The organism is Flavobacterium hibernum, assembly GCF_000832125.1.
GTDB lineage: Bacteria > Bacteroidota > Bacteroidia > Flavobacteriales > Flavobacteriaceae > Flavobacterium > Flavobacterium hibernum.
On sequence record NZ_JPRK01000003.1, the window covers coordinates 198,164 to 214,749 of the forward strand.

Below are 16,586 nucleotides of genomic sequence, written 5' to 3' on the forward strand. Positions count from 1 at the left end.
CGTATAAAATATGAAAAAGGATTTAAGATTTGTTTACGGAGTGCTTTCCGTACTCATATTTGAATTAGTAACCTGTTCCGCTTCGGGACAGGGACTAATCAAAAAAAATATCAGTGATGCTGATTACAAATTGTGGAGTACCATGGAAACAAAAAAAATTTCAGAAAATGGACAATGGTACACCTACAGTTTATCTTATGAGCAAGGTTCTGATACACTGTTTGTAAAAAGTACCCAGAAAAATAAAAACTATGCCTTTTCAGGCACTCTGACAGGAACCTTTCTGAAAGAAAAATGGTTTTGCAGCCGAAACGATCAAAATGAACTTTCACTGCTTCATCTGCCTTCAGGGAAAATTGAGATTACAAAAAATGCAGATAACTACTTATTTACTTCAGACGAAAAATATTTGATTATTTTTCTGCGTACAGACAAGCAAAAAAAAATAATTATTAAACCATTAGATGGTTCTGCATCTTATGAAATAGAAAATGTCAAGGGATATGCTTATAATCAAAAATCAAATCAGCTGATCTACAGCAAATCTGTATCCAATGGTTGCAGTGTTTCTATTTTAACTATAAAAGAAAAGTTCTCAGAATCAAAAATAATAGAAAGCGACAACTTTAACTATACAAGTTTTGTCTGGCAGCAAAACACCGGATCCGCAGTATTCACAAGGTCAAAAACTGATGTAAATACAGATTCTTCAGCAGAGGTAAAAGAATTGGTTTACTACAAAACCGATACACAAAAAATGTTTGTTTTCCAGCCCGACACCACTTTTGATTTTGATAAAAAATATGTAATAAAGTCGGAAACTGTTTCAGATATGATGATATCAGAGGATGGGAAAAGCGTGTTTTTTAAAATTAAAGGCCGAAATCCGAAATCCGAAAAAGCAGCAAAAAAAATCGTGCAGGTATGGAATGCAGATGACAAATATTTAGAACCTGCTGAAAAGGAAAAAGACGGCAGTGTTAAAATGCCCAAGACAGTTGTATGGTGGCCTGAAAAAAATAATTTTAGAATACTGACAGATACTGTTTTCTCTAAATTGATGCTTGACACCAATAGAAAATTTGCAATCACATGGAATCCTGTCGCCAATGAACCACAGTCAAATCTTCATGCTGCCAGAGATTACAAAACAATCAATCTTGACACTGGACAGGAACAATATTTTTTAAAAGATTTTAATTATGAAGTTGATAAAATTGCCTTATCTCCAGCGGGAAAATACGTTACCTATTTTAAAAATAATCATTGGTGGATTTATAATATTGAGAAAAATATTCATACTAATCTCACTGCAGCTTTACAGGAATCTTTCTCTGTTGAAGATTTGGATCGCGGGGACGGTCCTCTTCCATACGGAAATCCCGGATGGACACCTGATGACCAATCAATTCTGCTCTACGACCGGTTTGACATATGGGAAATATCAATCGAAAATTTGAAAGCACTAAAATTAACACATGGAAGGAGCGAAAAAACAATATATAGGATAAGGCCAGTTTCAAATGAGCAAAAGCTAAAAGGTAATTTTGATGGTGTAACAAACGCTGTAATAAACGTAAATAAATCAATTATACTTCAATCAAAAGCTGAAAATGTGAATGGATTATGGTGGTATAAAAAAAATAGTTCCATACTTCCAATTATATTGAGCAAAAATAAAATCTCAGATCCTGTAATGGCTTTGAACACTGAAACTGTGATCTACAAAGAAGAAAGTTTTGAAACACCACCAAGGCTTGTTTTACAAGAAAAAAAAGAAAAAAAAGCACAGACACTTTATCAGAGTAATTATCATTTTAAGCATTTCAATTCAGGAACCTCCTCAGTAATTCATTACCGTAATAGGAATGGAAATAATATTAAGGCTGCATTATTTTATCCTGCAAATTATAATCCTGAAAAACTTTATCCTATGATCGTTCATGTGTATGAGAAACAATCAGAAACTGTACACGATTATATTAATCCATCGCTTTACAGTGGCAATGGTTTTAATGTCAGTCACTATACAAATACTGGCTATTTTGTTTTGCTCCCAGACATTGTGTATGAGTTTGGCAATCCGGGAAATTCTGCTGTTGATTGTGTTGTTGCAGCAACGAAGAAAGCATTGGAAATTGTTCCGGTCAACCCTAAAAGGATAGGCTTGATTGGGCATTCATTTGGAGGGTATGAAGTAGATTATATAATTACGCAAACTAATATTTTTTCCGCTGCCGTAGCGGGTGCGGCAATCACTGATCTTATAAGTGGCTACCTTTATGTTTCGTGGAATTTCAACCGCCCCAATTTCTTTCAGTACGAGTCTGGTCAGTTTCGAATGGACGGCTCGATTTTTAAAAATTTCCTTAGTTATCTGGCTAACTCGCCGGTGTATTATGCAGATCGGGTAACAACTCCGCTTTTATCATGGGCAGGTGAGGCAGACAGACATGTACATTATTATCAGACTATAGAATTTTATCTAGCCTTGCGCCGTCTTGGTAAAAAAAATGTAATGCTTCTATATCCGGATCAGCAGCATGTTTTAACTGATAAAGAACAGCAAAAACATTTAACAGAATATGTGATGCGGTGGTTTGATAATTACTTATCAGCAAAAAGTAACCCTGAATTTGTTAAAGTTAATTAAAAAATAAATGCAGTTCTTTTGGAACTGCATTTACCGTTTTTATTGTTGCGGTCTATAAACTTCGACCGTACAGGCACCATTAGCATTTTTTGCATATACCTGTTGTGAGGCTGGATTAGCTGACACTCGGCAAATTGCACCGAAATTATCAGTATCACATTCATAAGTCTGCTCCTCATTACATAATCCGGCCGGATTTAGCCTTACGTAACCATCAATCAATGCTGTAGATCTACTATTTTTCTCCATAGCATTAGTTGTAAAAGCACCTGCTATCGCAAGGGCAAATACGGCAGCAGGAATAACCACCTGTTTTGAAAAAATTGTTTTCATGATTTAAATAATTTATGGTTAATGATCTACTCTATCACAGGTTTTCGATCTTCCCCTGATACTGCGCTGTATATTATAATTACTTTTTGTAATGTATTGTAATGACACTGCTAAGCACGTAACTGACCAAATGAGTCCCGATAATAGCATACAATTGATTGTTAATCACAATAAAATCTTTTAGCTTTTTATTTTCAATATGGTAGATGTAAAAACTGGATACATAGGATCTGTCATTTAAATTGTATACATCTATTACAGAGGCCTGATTCCACATTTTTTTATCTTCATATCTTCCAATTATTCCTGAGTTTATAAACAGCAGATTTTTATGAATAGCAGCAGATTTATTGACAATTACTGGTGGAGCGGCAAACTTTTTTTCGCCTCTGCTGCTTAGATAAGCAACTTTTACTTTTTCAGGACTAAGTGTATCGATAGTATTGCTTCTAAAAGCAAGATTTAAGTTTTGATCTGCAACTATAAACTCATTACGGTAATAATAGATGTAAACATGTTTCTGGGAATAAAAGTCATAATAAAATCTTCCGTCAACATCAAACATTCCATCAACTTGCTTTTGTAATAAATCAGACTTTATAGTTATTTTAGAGGGATTTCCAAAGTATAAAGTTCCTAATTCACTTTGATTGCTTTGTTTGTCAATAGTTCTAAATGATATATGAACCGAATCAATGACCTGAGGCTGTGTGAATCGAATAGAGCCATTCCATTTATATCTTGCCTTCCAATTTGAAATACTGCCTTTAAATATTGAAGCAACATTTCCATCAATCAAATAAAAAGAAGAGTCAATAATTTTTAAGCGTACAGCGGTAGACAAAAGGTCACTATTCACTGTGATTTTATGTTTCGCATTACGTCTGAGTAAAGAATCCCATTCTGTTACCAGCAATGGACTACTTGTATTACCCAGATAGATTTTACCCTTTGAGAAACCTGAAAAATAAAAAGAATTGTATTGTATCTGTGTATCATATTTTTTTTCTGTACCCTGAGGATAGCGCCTGATAAATGAATTATCATAATGCATCATATTTTCTGACTTGATAAATAATCCGGCCATTAGCATAACTGCCAACAAAGCACAGCCTGCAAGAGAGAGAGATTTTCGTTTTTTTTCTTTTCTAAAGCCTCCCTCTGCAGGATTTTTAAATGGGATAAGCAATATTGCAACTGCGGATATAATAACAAAGAAAATATTAAAAACCAGATGCTCTTTCCAATTTAATTTTTCCAGTATGCCTCCACAAGAACAAGGTATAAAAGAACTGTAATTTAAAATAATGTATATGTAAACTGTAAACATGACCATCAGCCCAAAAGCAAAATATAATGCCAGTATTCTGGTTCTTTTAAATACAAGTAAAACTGAAATCAAAAGTTCTAAAATGATAACTCCCCAGGAAATTAGTCCGGCAAATGCACTAAGTAATGGAGATTGCGCTAATTGTATTTGAAAATTCTCAAAGTCAAGCATTTTACTTACTGCTGCATAGACAAACAATAGTACCAGCAATAAGCAAATTGAGTCCAAAATTATAGTCTTAAGTTTTGCATTTGATTTCATTATATATTGCAATTAATTAAACAAAGCATTTAGTCAGATTTAAAACAATAACAATTCTTTAGATTAGGTTTATGTAAAACCTATTTTAGTTGTAGCATTTAATAAACTTCAAGTGTAACAGAAAGTAATAAATTGTAATTAAAAAATTGATTTACAATGTTATGAACAAAATTAAATCACTTGCTGATATTAATTATTATCAAAAACAAGCCAAGATTTTTCAATAACAATCAATCGTAGTTAAAAAACAGAATAAGGTGCAGTTTATAATTAAAAAGAAGCCATTAGAAAAATAATTTCTAATGGCTTCAAGTAATTTGTTGATTTCTAACTGTCGCTACTTTATTGTATCTCCAAGTACACTTAGTTTTTCACTGAGTTCAATCAGCCCCGCTTTTTGTAAACATTCCTCTCCAAATAGTTTTAACTCCTGAAGATTTTCTTCTTGAATACTACTCATAAGAATCGATGGTTTATCATTTCCCTTCGCAGATAATCCACGTTCAATAACATGGTTTAATAGTAATACATTTTTTCGTGAAATTTTCAAATCAATCTTCACTACATCATTCATGCCTGGGATACTAAGTACAGTATCAAACACCTTGGCCACATCATTTGTTGTCATAATCTTCACGTTTTTAATTAATAATTTATTTATACAAAGGTATAAAGCCAGTCCTAAAGTGTCATGGACATAATATGTCCATCATATGTAAAATCCATTTTGCTTACCTAATTTTGTATCTGAAATGAACAAGAAAGGTTAAAATGAGCAATCAAAAACCTTCCCTAAAGCGGTCAGAATTTTGTTGTTTTGAAATTGGTTTATTGCTTTGAAAGAGCACGTTTTCAATCTAAAATTCGGAAGATAAATCGGCATAATAGCTACCAGGTTATAACAGTTCTGAATTTTATGCAGTGTGCACTTTCCTTGAGTTCTAAAAATAAAAATGAAATGGATTTTAGAAAAAACATTAAAAATTTAATGACTGTCTTTATAGTGTATTAAGTTCTAGGAACAATACAGTTAAAATATCAAATTGTCCAAAAGAGGTAATTATTGGATATTTTGAATTTTTAAAATCTTAGAAAATACTAGAATGTCTAAAGAACATTAAAGTATCAGGAGGATTGCCACGTTCCTGCAATCGGCAAGATGTCCTGTTGTTAAACAACAGCCTTCTTGCTGCTCTACACTCGGAACTCGTGAGCAGTGATAGTGAAAGGATAAATAAGGTTTGATAACAATGAAAAAGAGAGAAAATGAAAAGAGAAAATTCAAACAGAACACGCATAGTTGGGTTACGCTTTACTCCCGAAGAGTATACGAAAATTGAGAAAAAATGGAAAACTAGTACTTGCCGCAAACTGAGTGATTATATTCGCAGGCACTTATTTGAGAAATCTATAAACACCATTTACAGGAATCAGTCTTTAGATGATATGGCCCATGAAATGATGCAGTTATTCAAGCAATTAAATGGCATTGGAAACAACTTCAATCAGGCAGTAAAAAAACTACATACACTAAATCAAATTCCGGAATTTAAAGTATGGATAATAAGTGCTGAACTGGATAAGAAAATCCTTTTTGACAAGATTGATGAAATCAAAAACTACATCCGGAAAATCTCCGAAAAATGGTTGCGATCATAAAAACAGGATACTCTATCCACAAGGTTTTCTATTACAATGAAAACAAAGTAAAAGAAAATGTGGCAGAGTGTATAGGTGCCGGAAATTATCCAATTGATGTTGATCAAATGGGGCTTACTGTGAAACTGAACCGTTTTTTAAAACAACTGGAACTAAATGAAAATGTAAAGCGAAACAGTGTACATATTTCGATCAACTTTGATCCTTCAGAAAATCATTCCAAGGAAAAATTAATGGCTATCGCGGATACTTATATGGAAAAAATCGGTTTTGGTGAACAGCCTTATCTCGTGTATCAGCATCACGATTCCGGGCATCCGCACATCCATCTAGTCTCCATAAATGTTCAAAGAGATGGTAAACGAATTGACATGCAAAATATTGGCAAAAACCGATCTGAACCGGCAAGAAAAGAAATCGAAGAACGCTTTGGACTTGTTAAGGCGCAAGGGAATAAAAACAGTACTGATTTTACGCTTAAGCCAATCATCTCACAAAAGATTCAATACGGGCGAAGCGAATCGAAAAAGGCTATTACAAATGTACTCAATCAGGTGCTTTCATCGTATAAATATGCCAGCCTTCCGCAGCTCAATGCAGTGCTCAAACAATACAATGTTTTAGCAGACCCAGGCAATGAAGATTCAAAAATGTTTAAAGCAAAAGGATTGATGTATAGAATACTTGATGATGACGGTAAACCTATCGGAGTCCCCATAAAAGCCAGTCTGTTTTACAACAAGCCAACACTTAAATTTTTAGAAGAAAAATTTGCGTCTAATAAAACAAATGAAATCTCAAATATAAGAAGGGTAAAAAATGCCATTGATATGGCATTCTTTAAAACTCAAATATCGCTCGCAGAACTAGTTCAAGTACTGCAAAAAGATGGAATCAATACTGTTTTTAGAAAAAACACAGAAGGATTACTTTATGGGATTACCTATGTAGATCATACCACAAAATGTGTTTTTAATGGCAGTACACTTGGCAAACAATACAGCGCTAAGGCAATACAGGAACGCTGTGCATCCGTTAATCCGGCCGAACAAAAAATGACAGGTTCAGTTAGTGAAAAATTACACGAAATCACATTTGAAGCACCTATATCAGAAATCCTTACAACGCTGTTTGGTGATGATTTCAGGAATAACAAATACGTAGGATCCAACACTATAATGGGCCAATTAGCAGAGATACTCACGCAAGCTGAACAACCAGCTAATTATCTTCCATACGAGCTGAGAAACAAAAAGAAAAAAAGAAGGGGACAGTCCAATAATCGATAAAACTTGAAATCATGGCTATGCAGACAGGAGAAAACGAACAGGCACTGAGAAAGATCTTGGATATGACAAGACTCATCAGCATCATTATTTTACTAATCCATTTTTATTATTACTGCTATGCTGCCTTTAGACAATGGCATTTGGTCAGCGGGTTCAGTGATAAAATCATGGGTAATATTTATCATACAGGATTATTCAGTAATTTTCATAAATCCAAACTATTTGCGTTGGGATTTTTAATAACCTCGCTAATTGGAGCTAAAGGGCGAAAAGATGAAAAGCTGAATTATAAAACAGCTTTTGCTTATATAATTACAGGTATCCTTATTTACTTTATAAGTTATCTTTCACTATACCTGAAAATAGAACTGATGCTGGCGGCAATTGCCTACATGACCATAACCTCCAGTGGCTTTCTTCTGATACTTTCCGGTGGTACATTATTATCGCGTATTATAAAGAACAGGCTCAATAGTAAGGATGTTTTTAATAAAGAAAATGAAACTTTTCCTCAGGAAGAAAGACTTCTGGAAAATGAATATTCTATTAATCTGCCAGCCCGATATCACTTAAAGGATAAGATAAGGGACAGCTGGATAAATATTATTAATCCTTTTCGGGGACTGCTGGTTTCCGGTACTCCTGGAGCCGGAAAATCCTATTTTGTCATACGTCATGTGATTACCCAGCACATCCGTAAAAAATTCACCATGTTTGTCTATGATTTCAAGTTTGATGACCTGACAAGAATTGTTTATAATACCTGGCTTAAATACAAACATCTCTATCCGAAATTACCTCAGTTTTATGTCATTAATTTTGATGATCTGACCCGGACCAACCGTTGTAATCCGTTAGAGCCGTCAGGTATGAGTGATATTACGGATGCTTCAGAATCGGCACGTACCATTTTGTTGGGACTCAACAGGGAATGGATCAAAAGACAGGGGGATTTTTTTGTAGAATCACCGATTAATTTTCTTTCCGCCATAATATGGTATTTACGAAAATATAAAGACGGTGAATTCTGTACGCTTCCCCATGTAATTGAACTCATGCAGGAAGATTACGATAGTCTCTTTACACTGCTCAGAACCGAAAAAGAAATCGAAGTACTTATTAATCCCTTTGTGAATGCCTACCTAAATAATGTTATGGACCAATTAGAGGGGCAAATTGCTTCTGCAAAAATTGCCATGGCACGGCTTTCCTCTCCACAATTGTATTATATTTTATCGGGTAGTGACTTCACATTGGACATCAATAATCCGGACGATCCTAAGATCGTATGTATGGGCAATAATCCGCAGAAAATCCAAATATATGGAGCTGTATTGTCACTTTACGTAAACCGATTGGTAAAGCAGGTGAACCAAAAAAATAAACAGAAAAGCAGCTTGATCTTCGATGAATTTCCAACTATTTATCTCAATAATATGGATAGTTTAATTGCTACAGCCCGAAGTAATAAAGTAGCAACTTGTTTGGGTATTCAGGATTTTAGCCAACTGCGTAAAGATTATGGACGAGAACAGGCGGATGTGATTATGAATATTGTCGGAAACATAGTAAGCGGACAAGTTACAGGTGATACTGCCAAACAATTGTCAGAGCGTTTTGGAAAAATTATGCAGGACAGGGAAAGCCTTTCCATTAATAGCGGAGATACTTCTATAAGTCGTTCCAAACAATTGGAATCGGCAGTACCTCCATCCAAAATTTCCGGACTTAGTTCCGGTGAATTCGTGGGTATGGTAGCGGATGATCCTGATTGTAAAATTGAACTCAAAACATTTCATTCTGAAATAGTAAATGACCATAAATCATTAAAAAAAGAACAGGATCAATATGTCGATATTCCTACTATTCGCAAAGTTGATAATGCAATGGTACAGCGGAATTACTTACAGATAAAAAAGGATGTCAAGGATATTATTCATGCTGAAAAGGAAAGACTACTAAATGATATTGAATTAAGCCATTTAGTAATAAAGAAGTGATACTCTCGATTGAAAACAATGAATATACAATGGCTTGCGTACAGATATTGATTATATAAGTAATATTAGCTTAAATTGTTATATTTACAATGCAGATGAATTATTTGTTTTGATTTAAATTTCGTTGATATTGATCTTTTCTTTCTCTTAATCGAACTAAGAAATAAACAATAAAATTACCCGGATGGTTAGTAAACTTAAAATAATGGTATCGTCAACAGTCTACGGATCTGAATCTGACCTTGACCAGATCAAATATATATTAGAAAATTTTGGTTATGAGGTAATCATGTCCAAAGAAGGTAATATCTATGTTCCGATTGGTAGTAATCCGGAAGCAGCTTGTCTTAAAGCTGTAGAAAATTGTGATTTATTTTTAGGAATTATATTTCCGAGATATGGTTCCGGAATTACCCATAAGGAATTTGAGAAGGCTGTCGAACTTGATAAACCCCGCTGGTTTGTAACCCATAAATATATTGAATATACTCGAAAGTTAATGCATCAATTCATGCATGCAGAAGATGGAAAAAGAAATGGATTTGATATAAAATCAACTTCTGTTTTGGATAGTGTTAAAGTTGTAGATATGTATAATATAGCCAGAAAAGATTGGTGCCAACCCTTTTTTAATACAAGTGAGATACATCTTTTCATTAGTACACAATTTCACGATATATCACTTAGGAAGAAAGAATTACAAAATAGAAAAAAATGAACAACGAAGAACTTATAGAGAGCTTAATTAGACAAGGCAAAAGCGATCAACTAGAATTTCTACAAGTTGTGAATAAGGAAACTATTGGTAAAACCATAGGTAGCTTTTTAAATAACGAGGGAGGTCAATTACTAATTGGTATTGGAGAAAAAAAAGAAGTTCTTGGAGTTGAAAATGCAGAAAGATTGAAAGCAGAATTAACTGAATATTTAAACACAGAAATAATTCCGGAATCCCCTATTATGATATCGGTTGAACCTCTACAGAATAAGAAAATTATATCAATTAAGGTATGGACTGGTTCCAAACAACCTTATATTTTTAATGGTGGAATTTATTATAGAAAAGGTAATCAAACAATCAAAGCTACATCAACCGAAATTTCAGAATTAATCCATAATAGACAGTCAACGGAACTGCATTGGGAAAGACAGTTGGCAATGGGTATTGATCTCGAAGATTTGGACTTAGATGAACTACAGAAAACAATTAAAGAAACGATAAATAAAACCAAACTAGAAGAATATAAAAAAGAGCCGATTGCTTTTTTAACTCATTTTGGACTATATCAAAACGGAAGTTTTACCAATGCTGCTGTTATTCTTTTTGCAAAAAATCCAGCTAGGTTTATTCCGCAATCAAGAGTTAGAATTGCATTTTTGGAACAAGGTAAAACTGGGGACAAATTCCTTGATGATCAACTTTTGGAAGGTAATATTTTTAAAAATATTGAATCGATACTGAAATTTTTGGAAAAACATCTAACCACTTCAAGTAAATTTAGCGATAACGACTGGAAGCGTAAAGACAATTATATATTCCCTATGTCTGCACTACGGGAAGGTATTATAAATGCATTAGTGCATAGGGACTATTTTTCTATTTCCGGATCGGTTTCGATACTAATTTATAAGGATCGTTTAGAAATATCAAATTCCGGAAAATCTCCACTAAAAGCGGCTGAACTTAAAAAAAATCATTTATCCATGCCTGTAAATCCGGATATTGCTCATATTATATTCCTGAGAGGTTTTATGGAAAAGATTGGAAGGGGTACTCTGAAGATATTAGATGCCTGTAAAGAAGCTGGTCTTGGAGAGCCAGTATGGAGAACTAATGAAAATGATGTTAGACTTACATTTTTTAGTAATGTTTACTCTAATGGTGATAATGCTAGTATTCGTAATCCTAATAAAAAACCTGAGGGAGCAACTGAGGGAGCAATTGAGGGAGCAATTGAGGGAGCAATTGAGGGAGCAATTGAGGGAGCAACTAAATCTTTAAAACTAAAGTTAGTAATCCTATTAAAAGCTATTGCAGATAATGAAGGAAAAAGAATCCCTGATTATGAAGTACTAACTAAAATAAATAAAAAGACTATTGAGCGTTATATAAGCCAGCTTCGAGATGCAAATTTGGTAGAATTTAAAGGCGAAGCTGCTCAAACCGGTGGATACCATTTAACTACTGTTTTAAAAGAAAGAATAAAGGCGAAATAATAAAGTGACTCTCTTTATAGAAGTAGTGGATATGATATTTTCATATAAATTCCTATTGCACACAAATTATAAATCAAAAGATATTAATTGTCTTAAATTAAAAACGACACTCATGTTGAGTGTCGTTCAGAACTATAATTACTTTATTGATTTACATTTTTTTGCTCCTTCTTTATTATTCGCCACTTTACTCTCAGGAATTAACCAACAGCATTCATCTTCTTTAATAGCTATATAGTGCTTCTTACTATAATCAAGTAGCCCTTTTTCTTTGATTAATCTTTTTTTCCAATTGGGCATATCATTTGGAATTTCGTAACCTTCTATAATTTCATCTAATCCTTTCTCAGTCAACTTTTGTAACAACCCAATTAAATATTTCTTGAAATTGGATTTATAAGCAAAACTTTTTAAATCATTGATACTTCCTATCATACATCTCTTAGGGGCTCCAACAGCATATAACCATGATGTATCCCAATAATTATAAAAATGATTGTCATCAATAGTAAATAAACCTCTTCGGAAATCATTTGAGATATCATTATCGTCACTTAAATGATATTGTAATACTTTTTCAATTTTAGATAATTTATCTGATGAAAAAGATCCTATGCTATTCTTGTCAAATTCTATACAATCAAATGCAAAAGTAATTCTCCCTCTACAGAAATTTGTATCTTCTGTTTTGAAAATGATTCCTTTATAAGTATCATCAAAACCGATTATTCTTGACTTTATAATTTCTTCCTTTACTTGATCTTTAGCAAATTCAGATTTAATACTGTTTTCTGAAAGATACCTGTAGATATCTTTGCTTCCAATTGATAATTCATTTATTAATCGAATTGCTCCGGTAAAAGTTTCCGCACTATCAATAGTTGAGTTTACAACAATATTTCTCACTACTCTTATCCAATCTGAGAAATTTGTATTGTCAATTTCTTCGTTATTTAGCAGATATTGGGTTTGGGCATAAAATAATACTATTTTTTGGTATTCTATTTTATCCCCTTTTGCTATTGTATCAAAAAAGTTAATTTCATTATTTAAGTAACTCCAAAGATTGAAATCTAATTGTATTTTATCTTTTATACTTGAATATGCGTCAAGCGCTTCTTTCAAATAACAAAAAGAATTGAAGTCAAAATCTTCTGGTTTAATAACATTTGGTTGGTTTAATATTTCGCGAATACGTCTTTCTTTCGAATCTTTATCTTTTTCAGATAAAGATAAACAACTCATCAAAATAGAACTTATAATTTTTATAGAAGGACTATCTGTTAAATTGTCTCCATCTTTGACAGTCCAAAACAAATCAGTCCAGATTGTGTCTATTTTATGAGCAAATTTTTCAGTTGGGTTTGTAATTTCTTTTTCCCAAAATTCTATTTTGATTTTATTTTCAAAGGAAGCCTTAAAGTTTTCGAAATCAGTAAGAGGTTTTCCCCTTGCATTCATCTTAATGTATAAATCATCTGAAAGTCCAAAATCTTTCAGTTCGATGTAATTAAATGTTATGGTATGATCTTCGGTAAATTTAGGCCAAAGGTCTTTTATGTTTTCAAACTTTTTATCAGTTGCTTTTTGATTAATAGCATCTAACATAACGAGCATTGCTTTTATTGTCGGGTCTTTTTTCCAGGAAAGAAAAAACCAGGGAGAATCAATTATAGTTTTAGAAAGTTGGTTATTTTTAGGAACACCATTTTTGTCAAAATCAGTTTCCAATAGATTCTTGAAATTGATTCCTTTCTGTATCAGTTCAATGCAGAATTCGCGTGAAGTAGTTCTGGTTTCGTATGTGAAATTTTCAAGTATAGCTTTACCTGCCAACTTATCTTCTTTATATGCAACATACCAATGTAAAAGAAAAAGAGTAGTTAATCGTTGTTGGCCATCCAATGGCTGCATAAAATCATCTATTACACTTCCATAAATAAAATCTAATTCAAGTGGCTTATTTAAGGAAAGAGCACTAAATATCGAATTTAAAAATCTTTGTCTTATTTCTGATTTGTCTTCTCTTCCCTGAGCATAATCTCTTTGAATAATAGGTATTTCTATTTTATGTAATTGTAATAATTGCCAAAAAGACATTTTTTTTGAAGTTTCTATATCTGCCCTCATCTTTTGCTCTATTTTTTAAAAATTTCTAAAGTTGTTAAAATGTCATTTAGGTATGCATTTCTATCCTCTTTTCCCCAAATACTCATCTGACTAACATCTTTGTTATAAAACTTCATAAATACATTTTTTGTACACAAAGGAATAAATGTGCCCGTTTTTTCACGCTCTATAATGGTACTTCGTTTTAGAGGAAAAACAGCGTTTTTATAGCTCCTGTTTGTTGCGGAATCCAATAACGTAAGGTTCGATATATCATTAATATCGTTACCTTCGGTAAAAAAATCTGAGATTTCTTTTGCTGTTTTCAAAAAAGAATCTTTATCGTAATGAATCCATTCGGGTTTTATTTTTTCTTTTGGTACAAACTTTAATGTATCTCTTAACCAATCTTCCTGATGTTTCTCTGTAGTTAATTTATCTGCAATTGCTGTTATATGCTCTACATCCCATTTTTCTTTTTTGTATCTATCAAAGGGAAAACGATTAGTTTCATTTTCATTATTTAACATAGATTGTATGTTATGCAGCAGTAATATGTTTTTAATTTTCCATGTATCATTACCATATTCTAACTCATCAATGTCAACTGGCAAATTAGAGGTAATTTGAGCGTTTAATTCTTTTAAAAATTCATTCTTGGATTTGTTTTCTTTCAATTTTAAAAGTTCCTTTATCTTGATTCCGTTAACAATAAGGAAGCCAACTTTATGGTATAGTTCTCTCTCAGAAAACCATTCTTCTAAAATTTGAAAATATTTCTTAACATCCTGCCAATTAGCATTTATTTCTTGTGTTGTTTTTTTTTCGAATTTGCCACTAAAGTATCTGAAAGTAAAATGGTCGTCATCTTTATCTGTTTTGTTTGACATTAAATCGAAAATAAACTCAATCCTTGTCGATAGTTTGTTTTCTTTTTCGTTTATAAACCACCAAAAACTCTCATTTTGCAAACTGTATTCTATTTTATCCCATTCCGAAGCTATTTCTAATTGTCGCAATTTTATTTTTTCAAGATCCATCTTATTAAAATTAGAACTATTTAAAAATAATGCTTTGATTAGCTCTCCATTTGTCAAAGGGATTTTTCCACTATTAATTCTTGTGAAAATTTCTATTGAATCATCACCGACTGATTCATACCAAATCACTTTTGTGTGGTGCAGTATTTTTGATTCAAAGGAGGATATATCAAAATTTGGTACTTGTCCCTGTGTATAAAACCATTTTGAAATTGTTTGGTAGGCTTCAGAAATAAAAAAATAGTCAATATTAGAATCATCAATATAACCATCCGAAAGTTTTGCTTTTAGAAAATCAGTTGAACCTTCTCTTGTTTCGTAATCTAAATCAAATAGTTTCCTTCTTCTATTCTCTACATATCCCTGATTAAGATAATGTAGTATTAAATAGATCGTAGTTAATCGCTGTTGCCCATCTATAACTTCCCAAACACTTTCATGTTTTTTTACTACAACAGGCTGTAAACAGTACCATGTTTTATCACCTGTCACTAATTCTTTAGGAGTGAAATTAGAAATGTCATTTAATAAATCTATTACTTCTCTACCAGTCCATCTGTATCCTCTTTGATAAGATGGTATAAAAAAACTATCAGGCAATAAATGTCCGATAATCTTTAATTGTATGCTGTTTGTCTCCATTTTTATAATTTATTGTATATCCTATTTATTAAATGTAATTATTCAATTTATTTTAAATTACTCAAATACAAACCCTTATAAGTCTTTTTAGCACTTAGTACAGCGTTACGATTCAAGGGTATGTTACTCGAACAATTTAGATGTTTTAAAATATAAATCTTACAATTTCAGAAAATATTTCTAATTTTTATATCTGGCGAATCTTTAAGCTATAGCATGAGCAGTTTAAAAATAAATTGTTATAAATGAATATTACCTATTGAAATCGTCTCTCCATTTTAGCTATTCTACCATTAATTTTCTTTTAATCAATTTAGGAAAACGAGACAATTGAATCTTATTTAGGATGCCCTATTTCAGTTTTTTTTGACGATTTAAGATTCCCTTATTAAAGACACTTAAGAGATTTTACTTAAAGCTTTCACTCGAAACGGACTAAAAGGGCAGCTAAGATAGTGACTTAAGCATGCCCCGTGCGCATAATGGCGGCGCTCCCCTTGCCACCCTTTGGGACTTATAGCACGTGCACATCCTTAAGCCACTTGCATCTTGCTTTCTTTTTTCCCGTTTTTTCGTTTTGAAAACAATTTTTGTTGGAGCAGGATTAGAGAGAAAGTAAACAGTAGTAATCATTAAAAATTAAAATTATGGAAATCACAGGACGATTAACAGCAGATGCAGTAGTTCAAAAAGTGAACAGCGAAAAACAAGTGGTCAATTTCAGTATTGCTATCAATGACAATTACAAACCTAAGGGCAGTACCGAAGTAAAGGAAGCCGTTACCTATATCGATTGCTCCTATTGGTTAAATACCAAAACAGCACAGTGGCTTAAAAAAGGAACACTCGTACAGCTCTTTGGACGTATTGGTATCAGTGCATACAATAACAGCGAAGGTATAGCGGTGGGCACTCTGACGTTTCACACCAACAATATTAAAATTTTGGTTTTTGCCAAAAAGACAGAAACTGATACCGCAAAATTCAGCAGTAAAGGAAAAGAAATCAAAAAAACAGCAGACGTACCTTTTTTAATAATAGCGTAATCACTTA

At 32.7% G+C, this 16,586-nt stretch carries 12 protein-coding genes; 7 read left to right on the forward strand and 5 right to left on the reverse strand.

The annotated features are described in order from the left end of the window. Positions 1-10 precede the first annotated feature (10 nt). A complete protein-coding gene (locus IW18_RS02870) occupies positions 11-2,653 on the forward strand; it encodes an alpha/beta hydrolase family protein (protein WP_041516070.1) in 2,643 nt (880 codons plus the stop codon). 39 nt (positions 2,654-2,692) lie between these two features. On the opposite strand, the gene IW18_RS02875 is transcribed toward IW18_RS02870, so the two are convergent. From IW18_RS02875 to IW18_RS02885, 3 genes are all read right to left on the reverse strand, one after another. Beyond that, on the reverse strand, positions 2,693-2,986 hold the full coding sequence (locus tag IW18_RS02875; protein WP_041516071.1) for a DUF6520 family protein: 294 nt from the start codon (positions 2,984-2,986) through the stop codon (positions 2,693-2,695). 79 nt (positions 2,987-3,065) lie between these two features. Next, positions 3,066-4,577, reverse strand: a complete 1,512-nt coding sequence (locus IW18_RS02880) for a MauE/DoxX family redox-associated membrane protein (RefSeq protein ID WP_041516072.1) — start codon at positions 4,575-4,577, stop codon at positions 3,066-3,068. Between the two features lie 337 nt (positions 4,578-4,914). Then, on the reverse strand, positions 4,915-5,205 hold the full coding sequence (locus IW18_RS02885) for a hypothetical protein (protein ID WP_052480061.1): 291 nt from the start codon (positions 5,203-5,205) through the stop codon (positions 4,915-4,917). A 638-nt stretch (positions 5,206-5,843) separates the two neighbouring features. Between IW18_RS02885 and IW18_RS02890 the strand changes: the two genes are divergently transcribed. The 5 genes from IW18_RS02890 to IW18_RS02910 all read left to right on the forward strand — a co-directional run bounded on the left by IW18_RS02890 (position 5,844) and on the right by IW18_RS02910 (position 11,742). Continuing rightward, positions 5,844-6,236 carry a plasmid mobilization protein gene (locus IW18_RS02890; RefSeq protein ID WP_041516073.1) on the forward strand — a complete coding sequence of 131 codons (393 nt, stop codon included), beginning with the start codon at positions 5,844-5,846 and terminating at the stop codon, positions 6,234-6,236. Further along, positions 6,221-7,525, forward strand: a complete 1,305-nt coding sequence (locus tag IW18_RS02895; protein ID WP_041516074.1) for a relaxase/mobilization nuclease domain-containing protein — start codon at positions 6,221-6,223, stop codon at positions 7,523-7,525. The genes IW18_RS02890 and IW18_RS02895 overlap by 16 nt, the downstream gene beginning before the upstream one ends. Positions 7,526-7,542: 17 nt before the next feature. Further along, on the forward strand, positions 7,543-9,525 hold the full coding sequence (mobC, locus tag IW18_RS02900) for a conjugal transfer protein MobC (RefSeq protein ID WP_041516148.1): 1,983 nt from the start codon (positions 7,543-7,545) through the stop codon (positions 9,523-9,525). A gap of 205 nt (positions 9,526-9,730) precedes the next feature. Beyond that, entirely contained in the window at positions 9,731-10,243 is a 513-nt protein-coding gene (locus IW18_RS02905) for a DUF4062 domain-containing protein (protein ID WP_160113200.1), read from the forward strand. Further along, positions 10,240-11,742: an RNA-binding domain-containing protein gene (locus IW18_RS02910; RefSeq protein WP_041516075.1), complete on the forward strand. Its 1,503-nt coding sequence runs from the start codon at positions 10,240-10,242 to the stop codon at positions 11,740-11,742. The genes IW18_RS02905 and IW18_RS02910 overlap by 4 nt, the downstream gene beginning before the upstream one ends. A 138-nt stretch (positions 11,743-11,880) precedes the next feature. Here the strand turns inward: IW18_RS02910 and IW18_RS02915 are convergent, their stop codons facing one another. Both IW18_RS02915 and IW18_RS02920 read right to left on the reverse strand, forming a co-directional pair. Then, positions 11,881-13,872 carry a DUF262 domain-containing protein gene (locus tag IW18_RS02915; RefSeq protein WP_041516076.1) on the reverse strand — a complete coding sequence of 664 codons (1,992 nt, stop codon included), beginning with the start codon at positions 13,870-13,872 and terminating at the stop codon, positions 11,881-11,883. An 8-nt stretch (positions 13,873-13,880) separates the two neighbouring features. Further along, the gene (locus IW18_RS02920; protein ID WP_041516077.1) at positions 13,881-15,533 is read right to left on the reverse strand and encodes a DUF262 domain-containing protein; all 1,653 of its coding nucleotides are present in this window, start codon (positions 15,531-15,533) and stop codon (positions 13,881-13,883) included. Positions 15,534-16,180: 647 nt separating this feature from the next. Here IW18_RS02920 and IW18_RS02925 point away from each other — a divergent pair. After that, entirely contained in the window at positions 16,181-16,579 is a 399-nt protein-coding gene (locus IW18_RS02925; protein WP_041516078.1) for a single-stranded DNA-binding protein, read from the forward strand. The last annotated feature ends 7 nt before the right edge of the window (positions 16,580-16,586 follow it).